General features: G+C 69.7%; 19 protein-coding genes. 7 read left to right on the top strand and 12 right to left on the bottom strand.

Going from position 1 to position 20,837, the window contains the following annotated elements; translation table 11 throughout:
- Positions 1–157: 157 nt before the first annotated feature.
- The 5 genes from fabF to fasR form a co-directional block, all read right to left on the bottom strand.
- The gene (gene fabF, locus ACFWYS_RS08985) at positions 158–1,429 is read right to left on the bottom strand and encodes a beta-ketoacyl-ACP synthase II (protein WP_384765169.1); all 1,272 of its coding nucleotides are present in this window, start codon (positions 1,427–1,429) and stop codon (positions 158–160) included.
- An 85-nt stretch (positions 1,430–1,514) separates the two neighbouring features.
- The gene (locus ACFWYS_RS08980; RefSeq protein ID WP_004001566.1) at positions 1,515–1,763 is read right to left on the bottom strand and encodes an acyl carrier protein; all 249 of its coding nucleotides are present in this window, start codon (positions 1,761–1,763) and stop codon (positions 1,515–1,517) included.
- A 102-nt stretch (positions 1,764–1,865) separates the two neighbouring features.
- Complete coding sequence (locus ACFWYS_RS08975; protein WP_384765167.1) at positions 1,866–2,897, bottom strand: ketoacyl-ACP synthase III; 1,032 nt, start codon at positions 2,895–2,897, stop codon at positions 1,866–1,868.
- 15 nt (positions 2,898–2,912) lie between these two features.
- A complete protein-coding gene (locus ACFWYS_RS08970; protein ID WP_384765508.1) occupies positions 2,913–3,842 on the bottom strand; it encodes an ACP S-malonyltransferase in 930 nt (309 codons plus the stop codon).
- A gap of 89 nt (positions 3,843–3,931) precedes the next feature.
- Entirely contained in the window at positions 3,932–5,137 is a 1,206-nt protein-coding gene (gene fasR, locus ACFWYS_RS08965) for a fatty acid biosynthesis transcriptional regulator FasR (protein WP_384765165.1), read from the bottom strand.
- A 107-nt stretch (positions 5,138–5,244) separates the two neighbouring features.
- Between fasR and ACFWYS_RS08960 the strand changes: the two genes are divergently transcribed.
- Positions 5,245–5,898, top strand: a complete 654-nt coding sequence (locus ACFWYS_RS08960; protein WP_384765506.1) for a pirin family protein — start codon at positions 5,245–5,247, stop codon at positions 5,896–5,898.
- A 107-nt stretch (positions 5,899–6,005) separates the two neighbouring features.
- Positions 6,006–8,261 (top strand): MMPL family transporter, encoded by a 2,256-nt coding sequence (locus ACFWYS_RS08955; RefSeq protein WP_384765163.1) that lies wholly within the window; start codon positions 6,006–6,008, stop codon positions 8,259–8,261.
- Here the strand turns inward: ACFWYS_RS08955 and ACFWYS_RS08950 are convergent.
- Both ACFWYS_RS08950 and ACFWYS_RS08945 read right to left on the bottom strand, forming a co-directional pair.
- Positions 8,233–9,048, bottom strand: a complete 816-nt coding sequence (locus ACFWYS_RS08950; protein ID WP_384765161.1) for a serine hydrolase domain-containing protein — start codon at positions 9,046–9,048, stop codon at positions 8,233–8,235. The two genes, ACFWYS_RS08955 and ACFWYS_RS08950, sit on opposite strands and share 29 nt — an antisense overlap.
- Before the next feature lie 19 nt (positions 9,049–9,067).
- Positions 9,068–9,538, bottom strand: a complete 471-nt coding sequence (locus tag ACFWYS_RS08945) for a GNAT family N-acetyltransferase (RefSeq protein WP_384765160.1) — start codon at positions 9,536–9,538, stop codon at positions 9,068–9,070.
- Between the two features lie 97 nt (positions 9,539–9,635).
- On the opposite strand from ACFWYS_RS08945, the gene ACFWYS_RS08940 reads away from it, so the two are divergent.
- Complete coding sequence (locus tag ACFWYS_RS08940) at positions 9,636–10,160, top strand: MerR family transcriptional regulator (protein ID WP_384765157.1); 525 nt, start codon at positions 9,636–9,638, stop codon at positions 10,158–10,160.
- On the top strand, positions 10,157–11,170 hold the full coding sequence (locus ACFWYS_RS08935) for an aldo/keto reductase (RefSeq protein WP_384765155.1): 1,014 nt from the start codon (positions 10,157–10,159) through the stop codon (positions 11,168–11,170). The genes ACFWYS_RS08940 and ACFWYS_RS08935 overlap by 4 nt, the downstream gene beginning before the upstream one ends.
- A gap of 30 nt (positions 11,171–11,200) precedes the next feature.
- Here the strand turns inward: ACFWYS_RS08935 and ACFWYS_RS08930 are convergent, their stop codons facing one another.
- The 3 genes from ACFWYS_RS08930 to ACFWYS_RS08920 all read right to left on the bottom strand — a co-directional run bounded on the left by ACFWYS_RS08930 (position 11,201) and on the right by ACFWYS_RS08920 (position 14,056).
- Positions 11,201–12,061: a DUF4429 domain-containing protein gene (locus ACFWYS_RS08930; protein ID WP_384765504.1), complete on the bottom strand. Its 861-nt coding sequence runs from the start codon at positions 12,059–12,061 to the stop codon at positions 11,201–11,203.
- Between the two features lie 57 nt (positions 12,062–12,118).
- Positions 12,119–13,336 (bottom strand): alpha/beta hydrolase, encoded by a 1,218-nt coding sequence (locus ACFWYS_RS08925; protein ID WP_384765153.1) that lies wholly within the window; start codon positions 13,334–13,336, stop codon positions 12,119–12,121.
- A gap of 93 nt (positions 13,337–13,429) precedes the next feature.
- Entirely contained in the window at positions 13,430–14,056 is a 627-nt protein-coding gene (locus ACFWYS_RS08920) for a TetR family transcriptional regulator (RefSeq protein ID WP_384765152.1), read from the bottom strand.
- A gap of 66 nt (positions 14,057–14,122) precedes the next feature.
- On the opposite strand from ACFWYS_RS08920, the gene ACFWYS_RS08915 reads away from it, so the two are divergent.
- Complete coding sequence (locus ACFWYS_RS08915) at positions 14,123–15,742, top strand: MFS transporter (RefSeq protein WP_384765150.1); 1,620 nt, start codon at positions 14,123–14,125, stop codon at positions 15,740–15,742.
- A gap of 241 nt (positions 15,743–15,983) precedes the next feature.
- Positions 15,984–16,289: a small hydrophobic protein gene (locus ACFWYS_RS08910; protein ID WP_384765148.1), complete on the top strand. Its 306-nt coding sequence runs from the start codon at positions 15,984–15,986 to the stop codon at positions 16,287–16,289.
- A 9-nt stretch (positions 16,290–16,298) separates the two neighbouring features.
- Here the strand turns inward: ACFWYS_RS08910 and ACFWYS_RS08905 are convergent, their stop codons facing one another.
- Positions 16,299–17,084: a potassium channel family protein gene (locus ACFWYS_RS08905; protein ID WP_384765147.1), complete on the bottom strand. Its 786-nt coding sequence runs from the start codon at positions 17,082–17,084 to the stop codon at positions 16,299–16,301.
- A gap of 92 nt (positions 17,085–17,176) precedes the next feature.
- Positions 17,177–19,924: a pyruvate dehydrogenase (acetyl-transferring), homodimeric type gene (gene aceE / locus ACFWYS_RS08900; RefSeq protein ID WP_384765145.1), complete on the bottom strand. Its 2,748-nt coding sequence runs from the start codon at positions 19,922–19,924 to the stop codon at positions 17,177–17,179.
- Between the two features lie 362 nt (positions 19,925–20,286).
- Here aceE and ACFWYS_RS08895 point away from each other — a divergent pair, with 362 nt between their 5' ends.
- The gene (locus ACFWYS_RS08895; RefSeq protein ID WP_272115259.1) at positions 20,287–20,721 is read left to right on the top strand and encodes a DUF3052 domain-containing protein; all 435 of its coding nucleotides are present in this window, start codon (positions 20,287–20,289) and stop codon (positions 20,719–20,721) included.
- Positions 20,722–20,837: the final 116 nt, after the last annotated feature.

The raw sequence follows: 20,837 nt of genomic DNA, 5'->3' as shown, positions 1-20,837 counted from the left end.
GGGGGGGGGGGGGGGCGGGGGCGCGCGGGGGCGGGGGCTCCCCCGGGGGGTGTCGCCCCCGCACATGTGCCGCCAAATGCTCTCGCACAGGCTATCGCACTTGTCACGCCCCCCCACCTTTCGTGGGGGGGGCTCTTCACATACGTAGGGATGCTGCTCAGATCGTCCTGAACGCCAGCACCACGTTGTGCCCGCCGAAGCCGAACGAGTCGTTCAGCGCGGCGATACGGCCCTCGACGGGCAGCTTGCGGGCCTCGCCGCGGACGACGTCCGCGTTGGCCTCCGCCTCGGGGTCGAGGTTCTCGACGTTGATGGTCGGCGGCGCCACCCGGTTGTACAGGGCGAGCACGGTCGCGACGGTCTCGACGCCACCCGCGCCACCCAGCAGGTGACCCGTCATCGACTTCGTCGCCGACACCGCCATGTGGTCGGCATCGTCGCCGAACACCTTGCGCAGCGCCTTGAGTTCCGCGATGTCACCGGCCGGCGTGGACGTGGCGTGCGCGTTGACGTGCACGATCTCCGCCGGGTCCAGGTCGGTGCGCTCCAGCAGGTTCTGCAGGGCCATGCTGATGCCGCGGCCCTCCGGCTCCGGCTGCACGATGTCGTGGGCGTCGGCGGAGATGCCCTGCCCGACCGCCTCGGCGTACACCCGCGCACCGCGCTTGGCGGCGTGCTCGGCGGACTCCAGGACGACGACACCCGCGCCCTCGCCGAGGACGAAGCCGTCCCGGGCGACGTCGTAGGGACGCGACGCGCCCTGCGGGTTCTCGTTGTTCTTGGACATCGCCATCATGTTGCCGAACGCGGCGATCGGCAGCGGATGGATCGCCGCCTCCGTGCCGCCGGCGACCACGATGTCGGCACGGCCGGTACGGATCATCTCGATGGCGTAGCCGATGGCCTCGGCACCCGAGGCGCACGCGGACACCGGCGTGTGCACGCCCGCACGGGCGCCCACGGCCAGACCCACGTTCGCCGAGGGGCTGTTCGGCATCAGCATGGGGACGGTGTGCGGGGAGACGCGGCGGACGCCCTTCTCCTTCAGCACGTCGTACTGGTCGAGCAGCGTCGTCACGCCACCGATGCCGGAGGCGATGACGGCACCGAGACGGTCCGGGTCGACACTCGTGTCCTCGCCGGCCTTGGCCTCGAACCCGGCGTCCTTCCAGGCCTCCTGGGCGGCGATCAGCGCGAACTGCGCCGAGCGGTCCAGTCGGCGGGCCTGCGGGCGCGGGATGACCTCGGTCGGCTCCACGGCGACCGGCGCGGCGATACGGACCGCCTGCTCGGCGGCCCACTCCTGCTCAAGGGGCTTGACGCCGGACTTGCCGGCGATCAGGCCCTCCCAGGTAGAGGCTGCGTCGCCACCCAGCGGTGTGGTTGCGCCGATACCGGTGACGACCACGGTGCGATTGGTCGGGCTCACGGGAATTCTTTCTCCAACGGAATGGGGATTCAGCGGCGCCACCGCCGGGTGGCGGGGCAGTCAGCCCTGGGGCCTGATCGGTGGATCAGCCCTGGTGCTTGAGGATGTAGTCGGTCGCGTCGCCGACCGTCTTGAGGTTCTTGACGTCCTCGTCCGGGATCTTGACGTCGAAGCGCTCTTCGGCGGCGACGACGACCTCGACCATGGACAGCGAGTCGACGTCCAGGTCGTCGGTGAAGGACTTGTCCAGCTGGACGTCCTCAACCGGGATGCCGGCGATCTCGTTCACGATGTCGGCGAGACCGGCGACGATCTCTTCCTGAGTGGCGGCCATGTTGGCGCTCCTTCGTAGATATCTCAGAGGGTTTGGCGCCCGCCGCGGCAGCGGCAGGTGGTGCGTTTCCCGTGCCGGCTCACATGATCCGGCACGGAGTGCCTAGGGGAGAGTAACGACCGTGGCGGCGTATACGAGACCCGCCCCGAATCCGATGACTAGCGCGGTGTCGCCGCTCTTCGCCTCACCGGTCGCCAGAAGCCGCTCCATCGCGAGCGGGATCGAGGCGGCCGAGGTGTTGCCGGTGGTGCGTACGTCACGGGCGACCGTGACGTGCTCCGGCAGCTTGAGTGTCTTCACCATCGAGTCGATGATCCGCTCGTTGGCCTGGTGCGGGATGAAGACGTCCAGGTCGTCCGGGCTGATCCCGGCCGCGTCCAGCGCCTGCTGGGCGACCTTCGCCATCTCGAACACGGCCCAGCGGAACACCGCCTGGCCCTCCTGCGTGATCGCAGGGAACTTGACATTGCCCTCGCTGTCGAGCGGGAGCTTGGAGACGTCGCCGATGCGGTACTCGTTCCACGGCACCGTCTGCTTGATCGTCTCGGACTTGTCGCCCTCGGAGCCCCACACGGTCGGGCCGATGTGCGGTTCCTGGGAGGGGCCGACCACGACCGCGCCCGCCCCGTCGCCGAACAGGAAGGCCGTGGCCCGGTCCTCCAGGTCGGTGAGGTCGCTCAGCCGCTCCACGCCGATGACGAGGACGTACTCGGCGGAACCCTCGACGATCATGCCCTTGGCGAGCGTCAGACCGTAGCCGAAGCCCGCGCAGCCGGCCGAGATGTCGAAGGCGGCGGCCTTGTTGGTGCCGAGCTTGTCGGCGATCTCGGTGGCGACGGCCGGGGTCTGCTTGAAGTGCGAGACGGTCGAGACGATCACGCCGCCGATCTGCTCGGCGGAGATCCCGGCGTCGGCGATCGCCTTGCCGGACGCCTCGATCGACATCGCGGCGACGGTCTCCTCGTCGGAGGCCCAGTGACGCGTCTCGATGCCGGAGCGCGAGCGGATCCACTCGTCGGACGAGTCGATCTTCTCCAGGATCACCTCGTTGGGCACCACCCGGGTCGGACGGTAACCGCCGACACCGAGGATGCGCGCGTACGGGGCGCCCTTGCTGGGCTTCAGCTTCGCCATGCTCCGGGCTCCTTGTCAGGCGTGCTCTGCGATGAGCTCGCGAGCAGCGTCCAGGTCGTCGGGGGTCTTCAGCGCCAGGGTCTGCACACCCGGCAGCGCGCGCTTGGCCAGACCGGTCAGCGTGCCGCCCGGGCACACCTCGATCAGGGCCGTGACGCCGAGCTCCTTGAAGGTCTCCATGCACCGGTCCCAGCGGACCGGGTTGGCGACCTGCCCGACGAGGCGCTGGAGCACCTCGGCACCGGTGGCGACCGCCTTGCCGTCCTTGTTGGAGACGTAGGTGAGCTTCGGGTCGGCGGGGGAGAGCCCCTCGGCGGCCTCGGCGAGCTTCTCGACGGCCGGGCCCATGTGGTGCGTGTGGAAGGCACCCGCGACCTTCAGCGGGACGACCTTGCGCACGCCCTCGGGCTTGTCCTCGTTCAGCGCGGCGAGCTGCTCCATGGTGCCCGCGGCCACGATCTGGCCGGCGCCGTTGATGTTCGCCGGGGTCAGGCCCAGCTTCTCCAGGTGCGCGACGCTCACCTCGGGGTCGCCGCCGAGCAGCGCCGACATGCCGGTCTCGGTGATCGCGGCGGCCTCGGCCATCGCCAGGCCACGGGCGCGCACCAGCCGGAGGGTCTCCTCGTCGGGGAGCACGCCGGCGAGCGCGGCGGCGGTCAGCTCACCGACGCTGTGGCCGGCGATCGCGCCGATCTTCCGGGGCAGCTCGGCCGGGTCGTCGAAGAGCGTGTACGCGGAGGCCAGACCGGCCGCCACCAGCAGCGGCTGGGCCACCGCGGTGTCGCGGATCTCCTCCGCGTCGCCCTCGGTGCCGTAGCGGACGAGGTCGAGCTGCACGGCGTCCGACCATGCCTCAAGGGCACCGCGGATACCGGGCAGGTCGAGCCAGGGGGTCAGGAAGCCGGGCGTCTGGGCGCCCTGGCCGGGAGCGACGAGTACGAGCACTCTCACACTCTCTCTTGGGGACGGCCACAGCCGCCCGTGGGGACAAGGACGAAGAACACGAGGGGGTTTTGTGGGCCCCCGACAAAAGCCTAGAGCTGGAGATCGCCGTCGACCAGACGCCCCAGGATCAGCGCGATGCGCAAGGTGAACGCGGAGCGTACATCGGACGGCGACCAGCCGGTGACGTCTGTCACACGTCGGAGCCGGTAGCGCACGGTGTTGGGATGCACGAACAGCATCCGTGCCGCGCCCTCCAGGCTGCTCGCCTGTTCGAGATAGACCGAGAGCGTCTCCAGCAGAGCGGACCCGGCCTCCTCCAGTGGTCTGTAGATCTCCTCCACCAACTGCTCACGCGCGCTGGGATCACCGGCGATGGCGCGTTCCGGAAGGAGATCGTCCGCCAGCACCGGGCGCGGGGCGTCCTGCCAGGCCGAACACGCCTTCAGCCCGGCGGCCGCGGCCTGCGCGGACCGGGTGGCGGCCAGCAGATCCGGTACGACGGGCCCCGCGACCACGGGACCCGCGGCATACGGCCCGATCAGCGACTTGGCGACGGCGATCGGATTGTCGCTGCCGCCCGCGATCACCACCAGCCGGTCCCCGAGCACCCCGGTCAGCACCTGGAGCTTGGCGTGCCGGGCGGCCCGCCGGATGGCCTCGACGGTCAGCTCGCTGTCCCCGTCGGGCGCGGTCCCGAGCACCACGCACACATGCTCCGGCGAGTTCCAGCCGAGCGCGGCCGCCCGTGACACGGCGCCCTCGTCGGCCTCGCCGCTCAGCACGGCGTTGACCACGAGCGACTCCAGGCGGGCGTCCCAGGCACCGCGTGCCTCGGCGGCCTGGGCATAGACCTGGGCGGTGGCGAAGGCGATCTCCCGGGCGTAGACGAGCAGCGCCTCGCGCAGCACGCTCTCGTCGCCGGGCGCCGCCACCTCGTCGATGGCCGACTCCATGACCTCGATCGTCGTGCGCACCATCTCGACGGTCTGCCGCAGCGTGATGGCGCGGGTCAGCTCGCGCGGCGCGGTCCCGAAGACATCGGTGGAGATGGCCTGGGGGGCGTCCGGGTGCCGGAACCACTCGGTGAAGGCGGCGATACCCGCCTGGGCGACGAGACCGATCCAGGAACGGTTCTCCGGGGGCATGGCCCGGTACCACGGCAGCGTCTCGTCCATCCGCGCGATGGCCTGCGCGGCGAGCGAACCGGATGACTTCTCCAGCCGCTTCAGGGTCGCGGCGTGGGGGTGGGTGTCGTGCGCGGGGGCTTCGGATTTTCGGGCTTCGGGTTCGGGCACGGGGACAAGACTGCCTTATCGGGACGGGTACGCGTGCCGGAGGGTGGCGGGTGAGGTTTCTGTGCGGCTCTGGTGAGCTCCCCGGCGGGGCTACCGTGGTGCTCGTGATGGACGTATGGCGCGCAGCGGGGCGCTACCCCGGCGGCGATCCGGCGGCGGGCATCGAGTCACGCCACGCCTTCTCCTTCGGCCCGCACTACGACCCGGACAACCTCCGCTTCGGCGCGATGATCGCCTGCAACGAGGAGTGGCTCGCGCCCGGTGCCGGTTTCGACGAGCACCCGCACAGCCACACCGAGATCGTGACGTGGGTGGTCGAGGGCGAGCTGACGCACCGCGACTCCACGGGCCACGAGACCCGGGTCGGCCCCGGCGACGTGCAGCGGCTCAGCTCGGCGGGCGGCGTACGGCACGTGGAACGCAACGACGCCGGCACGCCGCTGACCTTCATCCAGACCTGGCTGGCCCCGCTGACGCCGGGCGGCGACCCGGCGTACGAGATCGTCCACGGCATCGCCGACTCCACGCCGTACGCCGTCCCGGAGGCGGGCGCGATGCTGCATGTACGGCGGCTCACGGCGGGGGAGCGGACGGCGGTGCCGGACGGGGCGTTTCTGTACGTCCATGTCGTGCGCGGTGAAGTGCTCCTGGAGGGCGAGGAGTTGGGCGCCGGGGACGCGGCGCGCATCACGGACGCCAAGGACGTGGAGGCGGTCGGGCTGAGCGCGGCGGAGCTGCTGGTCTGGGAGATGGCCGGCTAGCGCCTGTCGCAGGGGCGTGGGCGTGGCGTGGGGCTCAAGATGCCGGAGTGGTGCGAGAGGCGTCCAATGGATGTGTCGGACTCGCCCGGCAGAGAAGAGCCGAGGCCATGGCCAGACGCACGACCACAGGGGGACGGGGTGACGCCCCGAAGGGGGGACTGCGACGGCTCGGTGAGTGGTGTGCCCACCACTTCGTGATCGTGATCGTCGCGTGGCTGGTGGCGCTGGGCGCGCTCCAGGCCCTCAACCACATCCACGGCGGGGAGTACTCGGACAACTTCGCCCTGTCCGACGTGCAGTCCGAGAAGGGCCTGGACGTCCTCAAGGCGCACGATCCGCAGGCCGGCGGCTACAGCAGCCAGATCGTCATGCACGACGCGGACCAGTCCCTGACCTCGGTCGGCTCGCAGATGTCGACCGCCGTCACCGACCTCCAGAAGCTGCCGCACGTGCTGTCCGTGCAGAACCCGCTGCAGGCCACCTCCTCGAAGGTCGGCCCGCTGTCCTCGGACGGCAGGACCGGCTACATCACCATCCGCTTCGACGAGCAGCCCTCCCTCCTCGGTGACAGCTACCTGGGCGGCGTCGACAACGCCGTGGAGCCGCTCCGGAAGGCCGGCGTCGACGTCGAGTACGGCGGATCGCTCGGCGAGCTGGAGCGGCCCGCCGGCAACGACCGGATCAGCGAGGCGATCGGGTTCGCCGTCGCCATCATCGTCCTGCTGATCGGCTTCGGCAGTGTGATCGCCGCCGGACTTCCGCTGGTCACGGCGCTGATCGGGGTGGTCGGCGGGCTGGCCTGCCTGGGACTGCTCGCCATCGCGTTCACCTTCGCCACCGTCTCGCCCACCCTGGCCACGATGATCGGCCTCGGCGTCGGCATCGACTACGCCCTCTTCCTGCTCACCCGGCACCGCCAGGGCCTCATGGACGGCGCGGACCCGGTGCGCGCCGCGGGCCATGCCGCCGCCACCAGCGGACGCGCGGTCCTGGTCTCCGGCACCACGGTGATCGTCGCCCTGATGGGACTGTGGGTGTCCGGGGTGAGCTTCATCGGCAAACTCGGTGTCGCCGCGGCCGTCACGGTCGTCTCGGCCGTCCTGGGCGCGCTGACCCTGGTCCCGGCCATGCTGGGGCTGGTCGGCCGCAACATCGACCGCTGGCATGTGCGCAAGCCCATCGCCGAGACCGAGGCCGGAAGCGACACGACCCAGGGCACCTGGCACCGCTACGCCAAGCGCGTCGAGCACCATCCGTGGCGGTACCTGTCCGCGGGCCTCGTCACCGTCGCGGTGCTGGCCATCCCGGTCTTCTCCATCCAGCTCGGCCACATCGGCGACGGCGCCGACCCCACGTCCTTCACCGACCGGCGGGCCTTCGACCTGATGACGGACGCGTTCGGCGCGGGCTCCAACGGGCCGCTGACCATCGTCGTCGACCAGACCTCCGTACCGGACTCGCAGCGCTCCGACCTGAGCTCGAAGACCCAGCAGGCCCTGAACGACGAGTCCGGGACCTCCTTCGTCAGCCCGCTGACGCCGACGCAGGACGGCGACGTGCTGATCGGCACGGTCTACTCGTCGGTGTCCCCGCAGAACAAGGACACCACCGACCTGACGAACCGGCTCTACGACCACACCCTCCCCGACGCGGCCTCCGGCACCGACGCCAAGGGCTATGTCACCGGGACCACGGCCGCCCAGGTCGACTTCCGCAACATCGTCGCGGAACGGCTGCCGCTGATCATCGCCGTCGTGGTGGGCCTGGCCTTCCTGATCGTCCTCGCGGTCTTCCGCGGCCTGCTGGTCGCCGTGAAGGCGGCCGTCCTCAACGTCCTGTCGATCGCGGCCTCGTACGGTGTCGTCGTCGCCGTCTTCCAGTGGGGCTGGGGCGGGCCCGCGCTGGGCGTCAACGGCAAGGTGCCCATCGAGAGCTATGTGCCGATGATGATGTTCGCCATCATCTTCGGGCTGAGCATGGACTACGAGATCTTCCTGCTGTCCCGGGTGCACGAGGCCTGGCTGCGCACCGGGGACGCGAAGGACTCGGTCGCCCATGCCCTGGAGATCACCGCGCGCGTGATCACCTGCGCCGCGCTGATCATGGTGAGCGTGTTCGCGGCCTTCATCATCAGCGACAACATCGTGGTCAAGATGCTGGGCCTGGGCCTCGCCGTCAGTGTGCTCATCGACGCCACCGTCGTACGGCTGCTCATGGTGCCCGCCGTGATGACACTGCTGGGCAAGCACGCCTGGTGGACGCCCCGGTGGCTGGACAGGATCCTGCCGCACATCGACACCGAGGGGGAGGGCGAGACCCTGGAGGCGGGGCCCGCTACAGCTGGGCGCGCACCGCGTCCGTGAATGCCGGCCACGCCTCGACCGCCCACGGCCCGAACGCCCGGTCCGTCAGCGCGACGCAGGCCGCGCGCGCGTCCGGGTCGATCCACAGGAACGTACCCGACTGCCCGAAGTGCCCGAAGGTGCGCGGCGAGGACGACGAGCCCGTCCAGTGCGGGGACTTGCCGCCCCGGATCTCGAAGCCGAGCCCCCAGTCGTTGGGGTTCTGGTGCCCGTACCCCGGCAGCACACCCTTCGTCCCCGGGTACTGCACGGTCATGGCTTCCGCGACCGTGCGCGGGTCCAGCAGCCGCGGCGCCTGCACCTCCGCCGCGAACCGCAGCAGATCCTCGACGCTCGACACGCCGTCCTTCGCCGGGGAGCCCTCCAGCGAGGTGGCCGTCATGCCCAGCGGCTCAAGGACCGCCTGCCGCAGATACTCCGCGAACGGGATGTCCGTCGCCTTCGCGATGTGGTCCCCGAGCTGCTCGAACCCGGCGTTGGAGTACAGCCGCCGCTCCCCGGGCGGGGCCGTCACCCGGTGCTCGTCGAAGGCCAGCCCCGAGGTGTGCGCGAGCAGGTGCCGTACGGTCGCCCCCGCCGGCCCGGCCGGTTCGTCGAGCTCGACCGCGCCCTCCTCGTAGGCGACCAGCGCCGCGTAGGCGGCCAGCGGCTTGGTGACGGAGGCGAGCGGGAAGCGGTGCCCGACGGGACCGTGGGTGCCGAGGACCGTGCCGTCGGCCCGTACGACACCCGCGGCGACGGTGGGAACCGGCCAGTTCTCGATCAGTGCGAGGCTCTGCAAGGACATGCCTGTGAGCCTAAGCCGCTCAGAGCACCAGAATCATCGTGGGGTCCGGCTTGTGGACGAAGCCGAGGGAGGCGTAGAGCGGCTCGGCCTCCGTGGACGCGGTGAGCATGACCTGCCCGGCGCCCCGCTCGCGGAACCACGCCAGCAACTCGTCCATGCACGCGCGCGCGTATCCGCGACGCCGGGCCTGCGGATCGGTGGCGACGCTGAAGACGTACCCGGCCAGTCCGCCCGGATTGCCCGCCTTCCCGATCCGGTAGTCGACCGTCCCGACCACCAGCGCCGCCAGTGCCCCCGGCCGGTCCGGGTGGTCGACGACGAAAGCGGCGAAGTCCCCGTCCGCGTCCGCCAGCTTCACCCGCAGCGCCGGCAGCGAGTCCGCGTGCCAGTCCGTGGAACTGTCCCCGCCGGGCAGCGCGTCGATCATCACCTGGCGCAGACGCAGTACTTCCTCCGCGTCCCCGGTCGTGGCACGGCGTACGAGACTCATGTCCGGCACGCTAACCACCGCGATCACGTCATGTCCCGTGGTTTTCTTACCGTTTCCGCTTGCTTGGAGCGCACTCCAAGGCCATAGCGTGGAGCGCATGACGGTGATGGAGACCACGAGTACCAGGACCGACAGCTGTGCCGCCCCACCCCACCCGCACCGGCGGCCGGAAGGCCAGGACAGCTACACCATCAGTGAGGTCGTCGCCTTCACCGGTCTGACGGCCCACACCCTGCGCTGGTACGAGCGGATCGGCCTGATGCCGCACATCGGCCGCTCGCACACGGGCCAGCGCCGGTACAGCAACCGCGACCTGGACTGGCTCGACCTTGTCGGCAAGCTTCGGCTGACCGGCATGCCGGTCGCCGACATGGTCCGGTACGCGGAGCTGGTACGCGAGGGCGACCACACCTTCGGCGAGCGTTTCGAACTCCTGGAGTCCACCCGGCGCGACGTCCTCGCGCGGATCGCCGAACTCCAGGACACGCTGGCCGTGCTCGACCGGAAGATCAGCTTCTACGCGGACGCGGGCCGTCTGTACGAGCAGGACAAGACGTTCGAGCAGCACAAGACATACGAGCAGCAGCAGTACGAGCAGCAGAAGACGGAGAAGGCTGGATGACCAACGGCAGCATCGCAACGGCACGACTCGGCGCACACGGCCCCGAGGTCGGTGTCCAGGGCCTCGGCTGCATGGGCATGAGCTTCGCGTACGGCCCCTCGGACGCGGACGAGTCCAGGGCGACCCTGGAGCGGGCGCTGGAACTGGGCGTCACGCTGTATGACACGGCGGACGCCTACGGCGCGGGCGAGAACGAGCGGTTCCTCTCGCCGTTCTTCAAGGCGCACCGCGACGAGGTGGTGATCGCCACCAAGTTCGCGCTGGCGATCCACCCGGACGACCCGACGAAGCGGATCATCCGCAACGACCCGCCCTACATCCGCGAGTGCATCGAGGCGAGCCTCAAGCGCCTGGACGTCGATGCGATCGACCTCTACTACATGCACCGCCGCGATGTGGACATCCCCATCGAGGAGACCGTCGGCGTCATGGCGGAGCTGGTCCGCGAGGGCAAGGTCAAGCACCTGGGCCTGAGCGAGGTCACGGCGACCGAACTGCGCGCCGCCCACGCCGTGCACCCCATAGCCGCGGTCCAGTCCGAGTGGTCCCTGTTCAGCCGGGATATCGAGGCGAAGGTGGTCCCGGCCGCCGCGGAACTGGGCGTGACCCTGGTCCCGTACTCCCCGCTGGGCCGGGGCTTCCTCACCGGCTCGTTCGCCAAGGCCGAGGACCTGACGGCGGACGACTTCCGCCGCCAGCAGCCCCGCTTCACGGGCGAGAACGCGGCGGCCAACGCCGCCCTCCTGGACCCGATCCGCACGGTCGCCGAGGCACACGGGGCCACACCGGGGCAGATCGCGCTGGCCTGGGTGCAGCAGCGGGCGACGGTGCACGGGCTGCCGATCGTGCCGATCCCGGGCACGCGCAAGCCGACCCGGGTGGAGGAGAACGCGGCGGCGACGCGGATCGTCCTGACCGAGGAGGAGCTGGGCCTGCTGGAGCCGATCGCTTCGAAGGTGGCGGGCACCAGGTACACGGACATGACCTTCACCTCGGCCGGCCGGGAGTGAGCGGCGCCCCTCCCGCGGCTGCGCCGACTCCTACAGTTCGGCCAGCAACTCGGCCTTCTTGACCGAGAACTCCTCGTCCGTCACGAGCCCGGCCTCGTGCAGCTCTCCCAAGTGACGGATCCTGTCCGCGATGTCGGCCGGGTCGCGCCTCGGCGCACTGGCCGGCACCGCGGCGACGGGCCCACTCCTGCGAACCGCCGCCAGGACGGCCGCGGCGAACGGCAGCGACTCGTGCACCGGCCCGTAGCCGAGTCCGAACACCACGGCGGCCGGGTCCTGATCGGGCTGCGCCGGCTGACCGTCCGCGGAGTCCCGCCGCAGCAGTCGTAGATGCCCCTCGAACACCTCGGGCGACCGCCACTCGACCCCGCTCAGCTCGGTCACCTGGAAACTCTGGTCGCCGGCCTTCCATTTCGCCGAGGACGCGCCGGTCCAAAACCATCGAAACCGGACGCTGTTCCCGTCGAAGGACGCCTTCCCGTCATACGCCTTGAACTGCAACGGCACCTCGGGCGCGGCCACGAGGAACTCCTCCGCCGGTTCGGACTCCTTCAGCTGTGCCCGCAACTCGTCGTGGTAGTACTCGGCCAGCGTCTCCCGCTCGGCCGGCAGCACCAGCCGGTACGGATCCCCCGATTCCTTCAACTGCCCGGCCGCCGCCTCCATCAACGGATCGGCACCGGGACGCGGCTCCATGCGCAGCGCCACCGTCCCGCGCTTGCCCGGCGTCAGTGTCACCCCGGCGATCGCGTCCAGCGGAACACGTCGTTCTCCAAGCGCCTGGAAGAGCTTAGGTGTTCGAATCCCCCGTTCGTAACGGATGAGCACGGAGTCGGACTCGAACTCCCAGGCGGCATGAAATCCGGCCAGTACGTCACCCATGCGGCTCATCGTATGCGGCACGCGCTCCTCCGTCGCCACCCCGCGCAGACCGCAGTTCCTGCGCTTCTACGCGCGTCCGGCCGACGCCGTGTCGGACAAACCCGCCCGACAGGCCTCGGCATCGTCGGCACACCGCACCGACCCGTACGCGCCGACTCCGATCTCGGCGAAGTTCAGCACGCTGTCCGTACCCGGCTCGAAATAGCCGCCGTGCCCCTTCGCCTCCCGCGCGGAGATCACCCGCGCACCGAACACCGAAGACACCGGGTCCTCCCCGTGCCCCAGCCCGCCGACCTCCATGTACGGCACGTCCTGCACCCAGTCGTCGGCGTCCCGCATCGCCCACACCCGCGCGGACGTACGCAGCTGCGAGGCCTTCGCGACCCGCATACCGGGGCTGCCCGCCACCGCTATGTCGGCCACCCGCCCGGGCAGTGTGCGCGCGGCCACACCGCACAGCACCGAGCCGTAGCTGTGGCAGAACAGCGAGATCGGCGAACCCCCGGGCAGCGCCCGCACCAGCGCGTTCAGACGTACCGCGCCGGACTCCGCCCGCATCGCCGTCGCCGAGTCGATGCCCAGGCCGTTCGGCGTGGTGTAGTCGGCCCAGGCGATCACTGCCGTACGCGTGGCAGGGCTCACCGTGCGCTCGGCCTCGTACAGGGACTGGGCCATGCCGACCGGCGCGGAGTACCTGCGGTTGGTGCGCTGGAAGGTGAGCAGGTCGGTGTCGACGCCGGGGACGACGACCGAGATCCGCTCGGCCTTCGCCAGATCGCCGAACACCTCCGCGGCGCGCCCCGGGCCCTCCGGGTCGAAGGCGAGGATGTGCCGGTCCGCCTGCATCATCGCCTCGAAGCGATGCATACGGCGGCCCGCCTCACGCTGCCCGTCGAGCGTGAGCCGCTTGTCGTGCATGCGTTTGCGCTCGACCTCGCGCGCCTCGTCGAGCGCGACGCGGTTGGCGCGGTAGCGCAGCTCGACCGGGGCGCCGTTCATGTTGCCGACCGCGAGCGGATAGCGGTGCGCGAGGCTGCCGCGCTGCTCGTCGGTGAGCGAGGCGAAGAAACGGGCGAGTCGGGTGGGGGTGGAGTCGGCGGTCGGCAGCCGGTGTCCGGCGATGCTGCCGTGCTCCCAGGCGCTGAGCGAGGCCTGCAGTGGTGCGGCGCTCCGGTGGTTGCGCAGAGCGGTCCAGCCGGTGGTCGCCAGCATCACGAACACCACGGCCAGTGCGAGCAGGGCGCGCCAGACGTTCAGTTGCGGGGACGTGTCGAAGGAAGTCACTGGGAGGACACACTAGGAGAACGAGAGGGTCTCGCGTTAACCAAGTGACGGGTATCACGTTTCGATCAAGGTGGTGTGAACGCGCCGGTGACCTCAGTGTGTTCGCCAGCTCTCGCTGAGTGCGGGGCCCACCTGTTCGAGATGTGAGACGGTCAGTGCCCGCATGGCGTCCAGGCTGAAGTCCTCGCCCGTGCTCCACTGACGCTCCGTCAGCCGCATCACCCCGCCGAAGACGGCGACCGCCAGCCGTGGCCGCGGATCGGTGTCGAGGTCGACGCCCTCGCGCTCGGCGAGGATCCGCGCGATCGCCTCCTCGATCTCCACCGAACGCCGCAGATGGGCGGCGAGCAGGACCGGCGTCGACTCGATCACCTGGTACATGCGCAGGTACAGCTCGATCGGTACGACGGCCTCGACCACCTCGTTGAGCGTGTCCCAGCCCTCCAGGACGGCCTGTCGCAGCGCCTGCATCGGAGCCTCGTGCGGCGGGCGTTCGCGCACCGCCTCCAGGAAGTGCGTGACCGTGATCTCCTGCACCGCGAGGGCGGCCTCCTCCTTGCCGGCGAAGTAACGGAAGAAGGTGCGCTGCGAGACGTCGACCGCGTCGGCGATGTCATCGACGGTGGTGTGCTCGTAGCCCTGGGTGGTGAAGAGCTCCAGCGCGGTCCGCAGCAGCGCTTCCCGGGTGCGCTGTTTCTTGCGTTCGCGCAGCGTTTCCATAGGTGTCAGTTACCGACTTGTGAATTGGTTTGTCAATTGTCAGCGGCTGTCATTAGCCTCGAACGCATGACTAGTCAGACCACCATCGAAACGACGGGGTCGGGGGGCAAGGCACCGGCAGCTCCGTCGGACGCGACGCCGGCCAAGGGGCTGCGCGGCCACCCTTGGTTCACCCTCATCACCGTCGCAGTGGGGGTCATGATGGTGGCCCTCGACGGCACCATCGTGGCCATCGCCAACCCGGCCATCCAGAAGGACCTGGGCGCCACCTTCGCCGAGGTCCAGTGGATCACCAACGGCTACTTCCTCGCCCTCGCGGTCGCGCTGATCACCGCCGGCAAGCTCGGCGACCGCTTCGGGCACCGCCAGACCTTCCTGATCGGCGTGGTCGGTTTCGCGGCCGCCTCCGGTGCGATCGGCCTGTCCAGCAGCATCGGCGCGGTCGTCGTCTTCCGTGTCTTCCAGGGCCTGTTCGGCGCCCTGCTGATGCCGGCCGCGCTCGGCCTGCTGCGGGCGACCTTCCCGGCCGAGAAGCTCAACATGGCCATCGGTATCTGGGGCATGGTCATCGGCGCGTCCACCGCCGGCGGCCCGATCCTCGGCGGTGTCCTGGTCGAGCACGTCAACTGGCAGTCGGTGTTCTTCATCAACGTGCCGGTCGGCATCATCGCCGTCGTCCTCGGCGTCGTGATCCTGCTCGACCACCGCGCGGAGAACGCCCCGCGCTCCTTCGACATCCTGGGCATCGCCCTGCTGTCGTCCGCGATGTTCTGCCTGGTCTGGGCGCTGATCAAGGCTCCTGAGTGGGGCTGGGGCGACGGCAAGACGTGGCTGTTCATAGCCGGGTCGGTGCTGGGCTTCGCGCTCTTCGCCTTCTGGGAGACGAAGGTCAAGGAGCCGCTGATCCCGCTGGCGCTGTTCCGCTCGGTGCCGCTGTCGGCGGGCGTCGTCCTGATGGTCCTGATGGCCATCGCGTTCATGGGCGGCCTGTTCTTCGTGACGTTCTACCTGCAGAACGTCCATGGCATGAGCCCGATCGACGCGGGTCTGCACCTCCTGCCCCTCACCGGCATGATGATCGTCGGCTCCCCGCTCGCGGGCGCGATGATCACCAAGCTGGGCCCGCGTGTTCCGCTGGCGGGCGGCATGGCGGCCACCGCGATCGCCATGTACGGCATGTCCACGCTTCAGACGGACACCGGCAGCGGCATCATGTCGCTCTGGTTCGCCCTGCTCGGCCTCGGCCTCGCGCCGGTCATGGTCGGTGCCACGGAGGTCATCGTCGGCAACGCGCCCATGGAGCTCTCCGGTGTCGCCGGTGGTCTTCAGCAGGCCGCGATGCAGATCGGCGGCAGCCTCGGTACGGCTGTGCTGGGCGCCGTCATGGCCTCCAAGGTCGACAGCGACCTCGCCGGCAACTGGACGGACGCGGGACTCCCGCCGCTGACGGCGGCCCAGGAGGCCCAGGCTTCGGAGGCCGTCCAGGTGGGCGTGGCACCGCTGGCGCCGGGTACGCCGGAGCAGATCGCCGCGAAGATCACGGACGTGGCGCACGACACGTTCATCTCGGGGATGAGCCTCGCGTCCCTCGTCGCCGCGGGGGTGGCGGTCGTGGCCGTCGCGGTCGCGTTCCTGACGAAGCGGGGCGAGAACGCGGAGGCGGGCGCGGGCGCCGCGCACATCTGACGCGCCGGGTTCGAGACTGCCGCGGGAGGGGTCTCGGGCCGGGTTTCAGGCCGGGTTCCCCTATCAGGGTGACAACGCCGAAGATCCCTCCCGTCGCGGCTGCGCCGCAGGTCACAGTGGGTCAAGCCGGGGCCTGCGGCGCGCCGCCGGAGGGGGATGGCGCGCCGACGGCCCGGCCCGCAGGCATGACAAGCGCACCGTGGGTACTCGCCAAGTCGAACGCCGATTCAGGGAGTTGACGATGGCGGGCTTCGGACACGGAACGCGCAGGCACCCCCGCTCACGTGGCCGGACGTGGTCACGGACCGGGCCGGATCGCGCGACGCTGGGGATTATCGGAGCCATCTGCGCGATCGCCGGTTTTTTCGTACTGGGCATCATCCTCGGCCCGGTGGCAATCGTCTGCGGCTGGCTGGCCATGGGCCGCACCTGGTCAGGAGCCCGCCCCGCCCCGGCCTTGATCGCCGTGGTCCTGGGGGCGATAGACACCCTGCTGGCCATCATCTGGCTGGCGGGTACGACAACACCGGGCAACGGCTTGTTCTAACGGCTTGTTCTAGGGCCCGGGAGCAACCCCAGGGCGGGAAACCGGCTGACGCACCTGCTCGTCACCCACCCGGTCGCCCGACAGGGCGGCGACCTCCGCCCGCAGCGCCCGGACCTCCTCCGTGAGGATGCGTATCGCCTCCGTCTGGCGGCGTTCCTCCACGTCGTCCATCTCGAAGCGGGCGATGAACCAGGCGGCGATGTTCGCGGTGACCACACCCAGCAGGGCGATACCGGACAGCATCAGCCCCACCGCGAGCATCCGCCCCACCCCCGTGGTCGGAGCATGATCGCCGTAGCCCACGGTCGTCATCGTCGTGAACGACCACCACACAGCGTCACCCAGCGTCTTGATGTTCCCGTTGGGGGAGTCCCGCTCCACCGAGAGCACCGCCAGCGACCCGAACATCAGCAGCCCGACCACCGACCCGGCGACATACGTCGTGAGCCTGACCTGCGACGCCATCCGCGCCCGCTGCCCGACGAGCAGCAGCGTGGACACCAGCCGCAGCAGCCGTAGCGGCTGGATCAGCGGCAGCACCACCGCGCACAGGTCGAGCCAGTGCTCCCGGACGAACGCGATGCGCCGGTCGGCGAGGGCCAGCCGGACGATGTAGTCCAGCGCGAACGCGCCCCACACCACCCACTCCACCGCGAGGCACGCGGACACCACGTCATGGCTCGCGTCGGGGTCGACGATCGGCACGGCATAGGCCACGGCGAACGCCAGGGCCAGACCGAACAGGGGCCGCTGGGTATGCCGTTCCCAACGCGCTTGCGCCACCGCTTGCTTCATGGGCGCATCGTAGGAAATGTGAAGGGGCGGTGTATTCCGCAGGTCACCCACGGGCACACCACCCCTTCCAGCCGTTGACGCCGAGCTGAGGGCTAAGCGTCGCCTCCCGCGGCACCCGGGTCCGCCGCCGAGACGTCGAGGAGCTGGTAGCGGTCGATCGCCTGCTTCAGCGCCGACCGGTCGACCTTCCCCTCCCTCGCCAGCTCGGTCAGCACCGCCACCACGATCGACTGCGCGTCGATGTGGAAGAAGCGGCGGGCCGCACCGCGGGTGTCGGCGAAGCCGAAGCCGTCGGCGCCCAGTGACTGGTAGGTGCCCGGCACCCAGCGGGCGATCTGGTCCGGCACCGACCGCATCCAGTCGGAGACGGCCACGAACGGACCCTCGGCCCCGCCCAGCTTGCGCGTCACATACGGCACCCGCTGCTCCTCCTCCGGGTGCAGCAGGTTGTGCTGCTCGCACTCCACGGCCTCGCGCCGCAGCTCGTTCCAGGAGGTCGCCGACCAGACGTCGGCCTTGACGTTCCACTCCTCGGCGAGGATCTTCTGCGCCTCCACGGCCCAGGGGACGGCCACACCGGAGGCCATGATCTGGGCGGGGATCGAGCCTTGTGTGCCCTCGCTCAGGCGGTACACGCCCTTGAGGATGCCCTCGACGTCCACGTTCTCCGGCTCGGCCGGGTGCTGGATCGGCTCGTTGTAGACGGTGAGGTAGTAGAAGACGTCCTCGCCGTGCGGGTGCTCGGCCGAACCGCCGTACATCCTGCGCAGCCCGTCCTGCACGATGTGCGCGATCTCGAACGCGTACGCCGGGTCGTACGCCACACAGCCCGGGTTCGTCGAGGCGAGCAGCTGCGAGTGGCCGTCGGCGTGCTGGAGGCCCTCACCGGTAAGGGTCGTGCGGCCGGCGGTCGCGCCCAGGACGAAACCGCGCGCCAGCTGGTCCGCCATCTGCCAGAACTGGTCGCCGGTGCGCTGGAAACCGAACATCGAGTAGAAGACGTAGACGGGGATCAGCGGTTCGCCGTGTGTCGCGTACGCCGAACCCGCCGCGATCAGCGACGCCGTGCAGCCGGCCTCCGAGATGCCGTCGTGCAGCATCTGGCCCTGCGGCGACTCCTTGTACGCGAGCAGCAGATCGCGGTCGACCGACTCGTACTGCTGGCCCAGCGGGTTGTAGATCTTCGCGCTCGGGAAGAACGAGTCCATGCCGAACGTGCGGTATTCGTCCGGCGCGATCAGCACGAACCGCTTGCCGATCTCCTTGTCCCGCATGAGGTCCTTGAGGAGGCGGACAAAGGCCATCGTCGTCGCGATCGACTGCTGGCCCGTCCCCTTCTTCACGGTCGCGTACGTCTTGTCGCCCGGCAGCGCCAGCGGCTCGGAGCGCACCACGCGCGTGGGGACGTAACCGCCGAGCCCCTTGCGGCGGTCGTGCATGTACTGGATCTCCTCGGAGTCCCGCCCCGGGTGGTAGTACGGCGGCACCCCGCTCTCCAGGTCCTTGTCGGCGATCGGCAGGTGCAGCCGGTCGCGGAAGCGCTTGAGGTCGTCGACCGTCAGCTTCTTCATCTGGTGCGTGGCGTTGCGGCCCTCGAAGTTGGGACCGAGCGTCCAGCCCTTGATCGTCTTGGCCAGGATCACCGTCGGCTGGCCCTTGTGCGCCTTGGCCGCCGAGAACGCCGCGAAGACCTTCCGGTGGTCGTGACCGCCACGGCCCAGGTGCAGGATCTGGTCGTCGGTCATGCCCTCGACCATCGCGCGCAGCCGCTGGTCGTCACCGAAGAAGTGGTCGCGGATGTACGCGCCGGTCTCGGTGGCGTACGTCTGGAACTGGCCGTCCGGCGTGGTGTTCATCCGGTTGACCAGGACGCCGTCGCGGTCCTGCGCGAGCAGCGGGTCCCAGGAGCGGTCCCAGATGAGCTTGATCACGTTCCAGCCGGCGCCGCGGAAGATCGACTCCAGCTCCTGGATGACCTTGCCGTTGCCCCGGACCGGCCCGTCGAGGCGCTGCAGGTTGCAGTTCACGACGAAGGTGAGGTTGTCCAGGCCCTCGCGGGCGGCGATGGACAGCTGGCCCAGCGACTCCGGCTCGTCCATCTCGCCGTCGCCGAGGAACGCCCACACCTGCGACCTGGAGGTGTCCGCGATACCGCGCGCCTCCATGTAGCGGTTCATCCGCGCCTGGTAGATCGCGCCGATCGGGCCGAGGCCCATCGACACGGTCGGGAACTCCCAGAAGTCCGGCATCAGCCGCGGATGCGGGTAGCTCGACAGGCCGTACGGCGCCTTCGACTTCTCCTGGCGGAACGCGTCCAGGTTCTGCTCGCTGAGGCGGTCCAGCAGGAACGCGCGCGCGTAGATGCCCGGGGAGGCGTGACCCTGGAAGAAGACCTGGTCGCCGCCGTCGCCCTCGTCCTTGCCGCGGAAGAAGTGGTTGAAGCCCACGTCGTAGAGCGAGGCGGAGGAGGCGAACGTCGCGATGTGGCCGCCGACGCCGATGCCGGGGCGCTGGGCCCGGGACACCATGACCGCGGCGTTCCACCGGGTCGCGTTGAGGATCTTGCGCTCGATCTCCTCGTTGCCCGGGAAGAACGGCTCGTCCTTGGTGGCGATCGTGTTGACGTAGTCCGTGCTGCGCATCTCGGGCACGGCCACGCGCTTCTCGCGGGCCCGCTCGATCAGCCGCAGCATCAGATAGCGGGCCCGCTCACGGCCGCGCTCGTCCACGGCGGCGTCGAGCGAGTCGAGCCACTCCTGCGTCTCCTCGGGATCGAAGTCAGGAACCTGACTCGGAAGGCCGCCAATGATGATCGGGTTGCGATCTGAACCGGAAGCCACGCTGTTCCTTACCTGTCAGAGGGCTGTGTTTCTGGGGTTTCTGGGCGTCTGTACCGCTCCCCATCGTGTACCTAGGTACGCCAAACGTCATCTCTACTGTGGGGTAACCGAGGCTTGATGAACGGTCGAGTGCCCACCGATGGTTCCCAAACGCACAAAGGGGGCAGATTGGTGTGGTGCCCGTCACCCTGAGACGATGATGGTGTGCCTGGAGTTGCGGTGACACGTTCAGGATCGTCACCGTTTCGGCGGTCTGAACGGCCGGGTACTTGCGCGATCCGTCCCGCCCGTGTGGACTACGGCCAATGCTTCGCGCACGCGCGTGGCTGAGTTATTCCCAAAACATGATCAGGAGGCAACCCGTGAGCGCGACCGCGGACCACGCGGAGGAACGGACCCTTGCCGAGAGGCTGGGGTTCCAGCCCGAGCAGGTGGTCCAGGAGATCGGCTACGACGACGACGTAGACCAGGAACTCCGCGAGGCCATTGAGTCAGTCACCGGCACTGAGCTCGTGGACGAGGACTACGACGACGTCGCCGATGCCGCGGTGCTGTGGTTCCGCGACGAGGACGGCGACCTGACGGATGCGCTGGTGGATGCCACCACGTACATCGAAGAGGGCGGCTCGATCCTGTTGCTGACGCCGAAGACCGGCCGTGACGGCTACGTGGAGCCCAGCGACATCTCTGAAGCCGCGACCACGGCAGGTCTGTCGGCATCCAAGAGCGTCAGTGTCGGCAAGGACTGGAGCGGCAGCCGGCTGGTGACGCCCAAGGCCGCCAAGACCAAGAAGTAGAACCGTTGGCGGTGCCCGGGCCGGCGGAAAAAACCCCCCCCCCCCCCGCCCCCGGGCCCCGGCGGGGGGGGCTATGGGGGGACCCCCCCCAACCACCCCCCCCCAGGGGGCAACCC

This window comes from Streptomyces sp. NPDC059010, from assembly GCF_042740355.1.
Lineage (GTDB): Bacteria > Actinomycetota > Actinomycetes > Streptomycetales > Streptomycetaceae > Streptomyces.
This window is presented reverse-complemented; position numbering and strand designations above follow the sequence as displayed.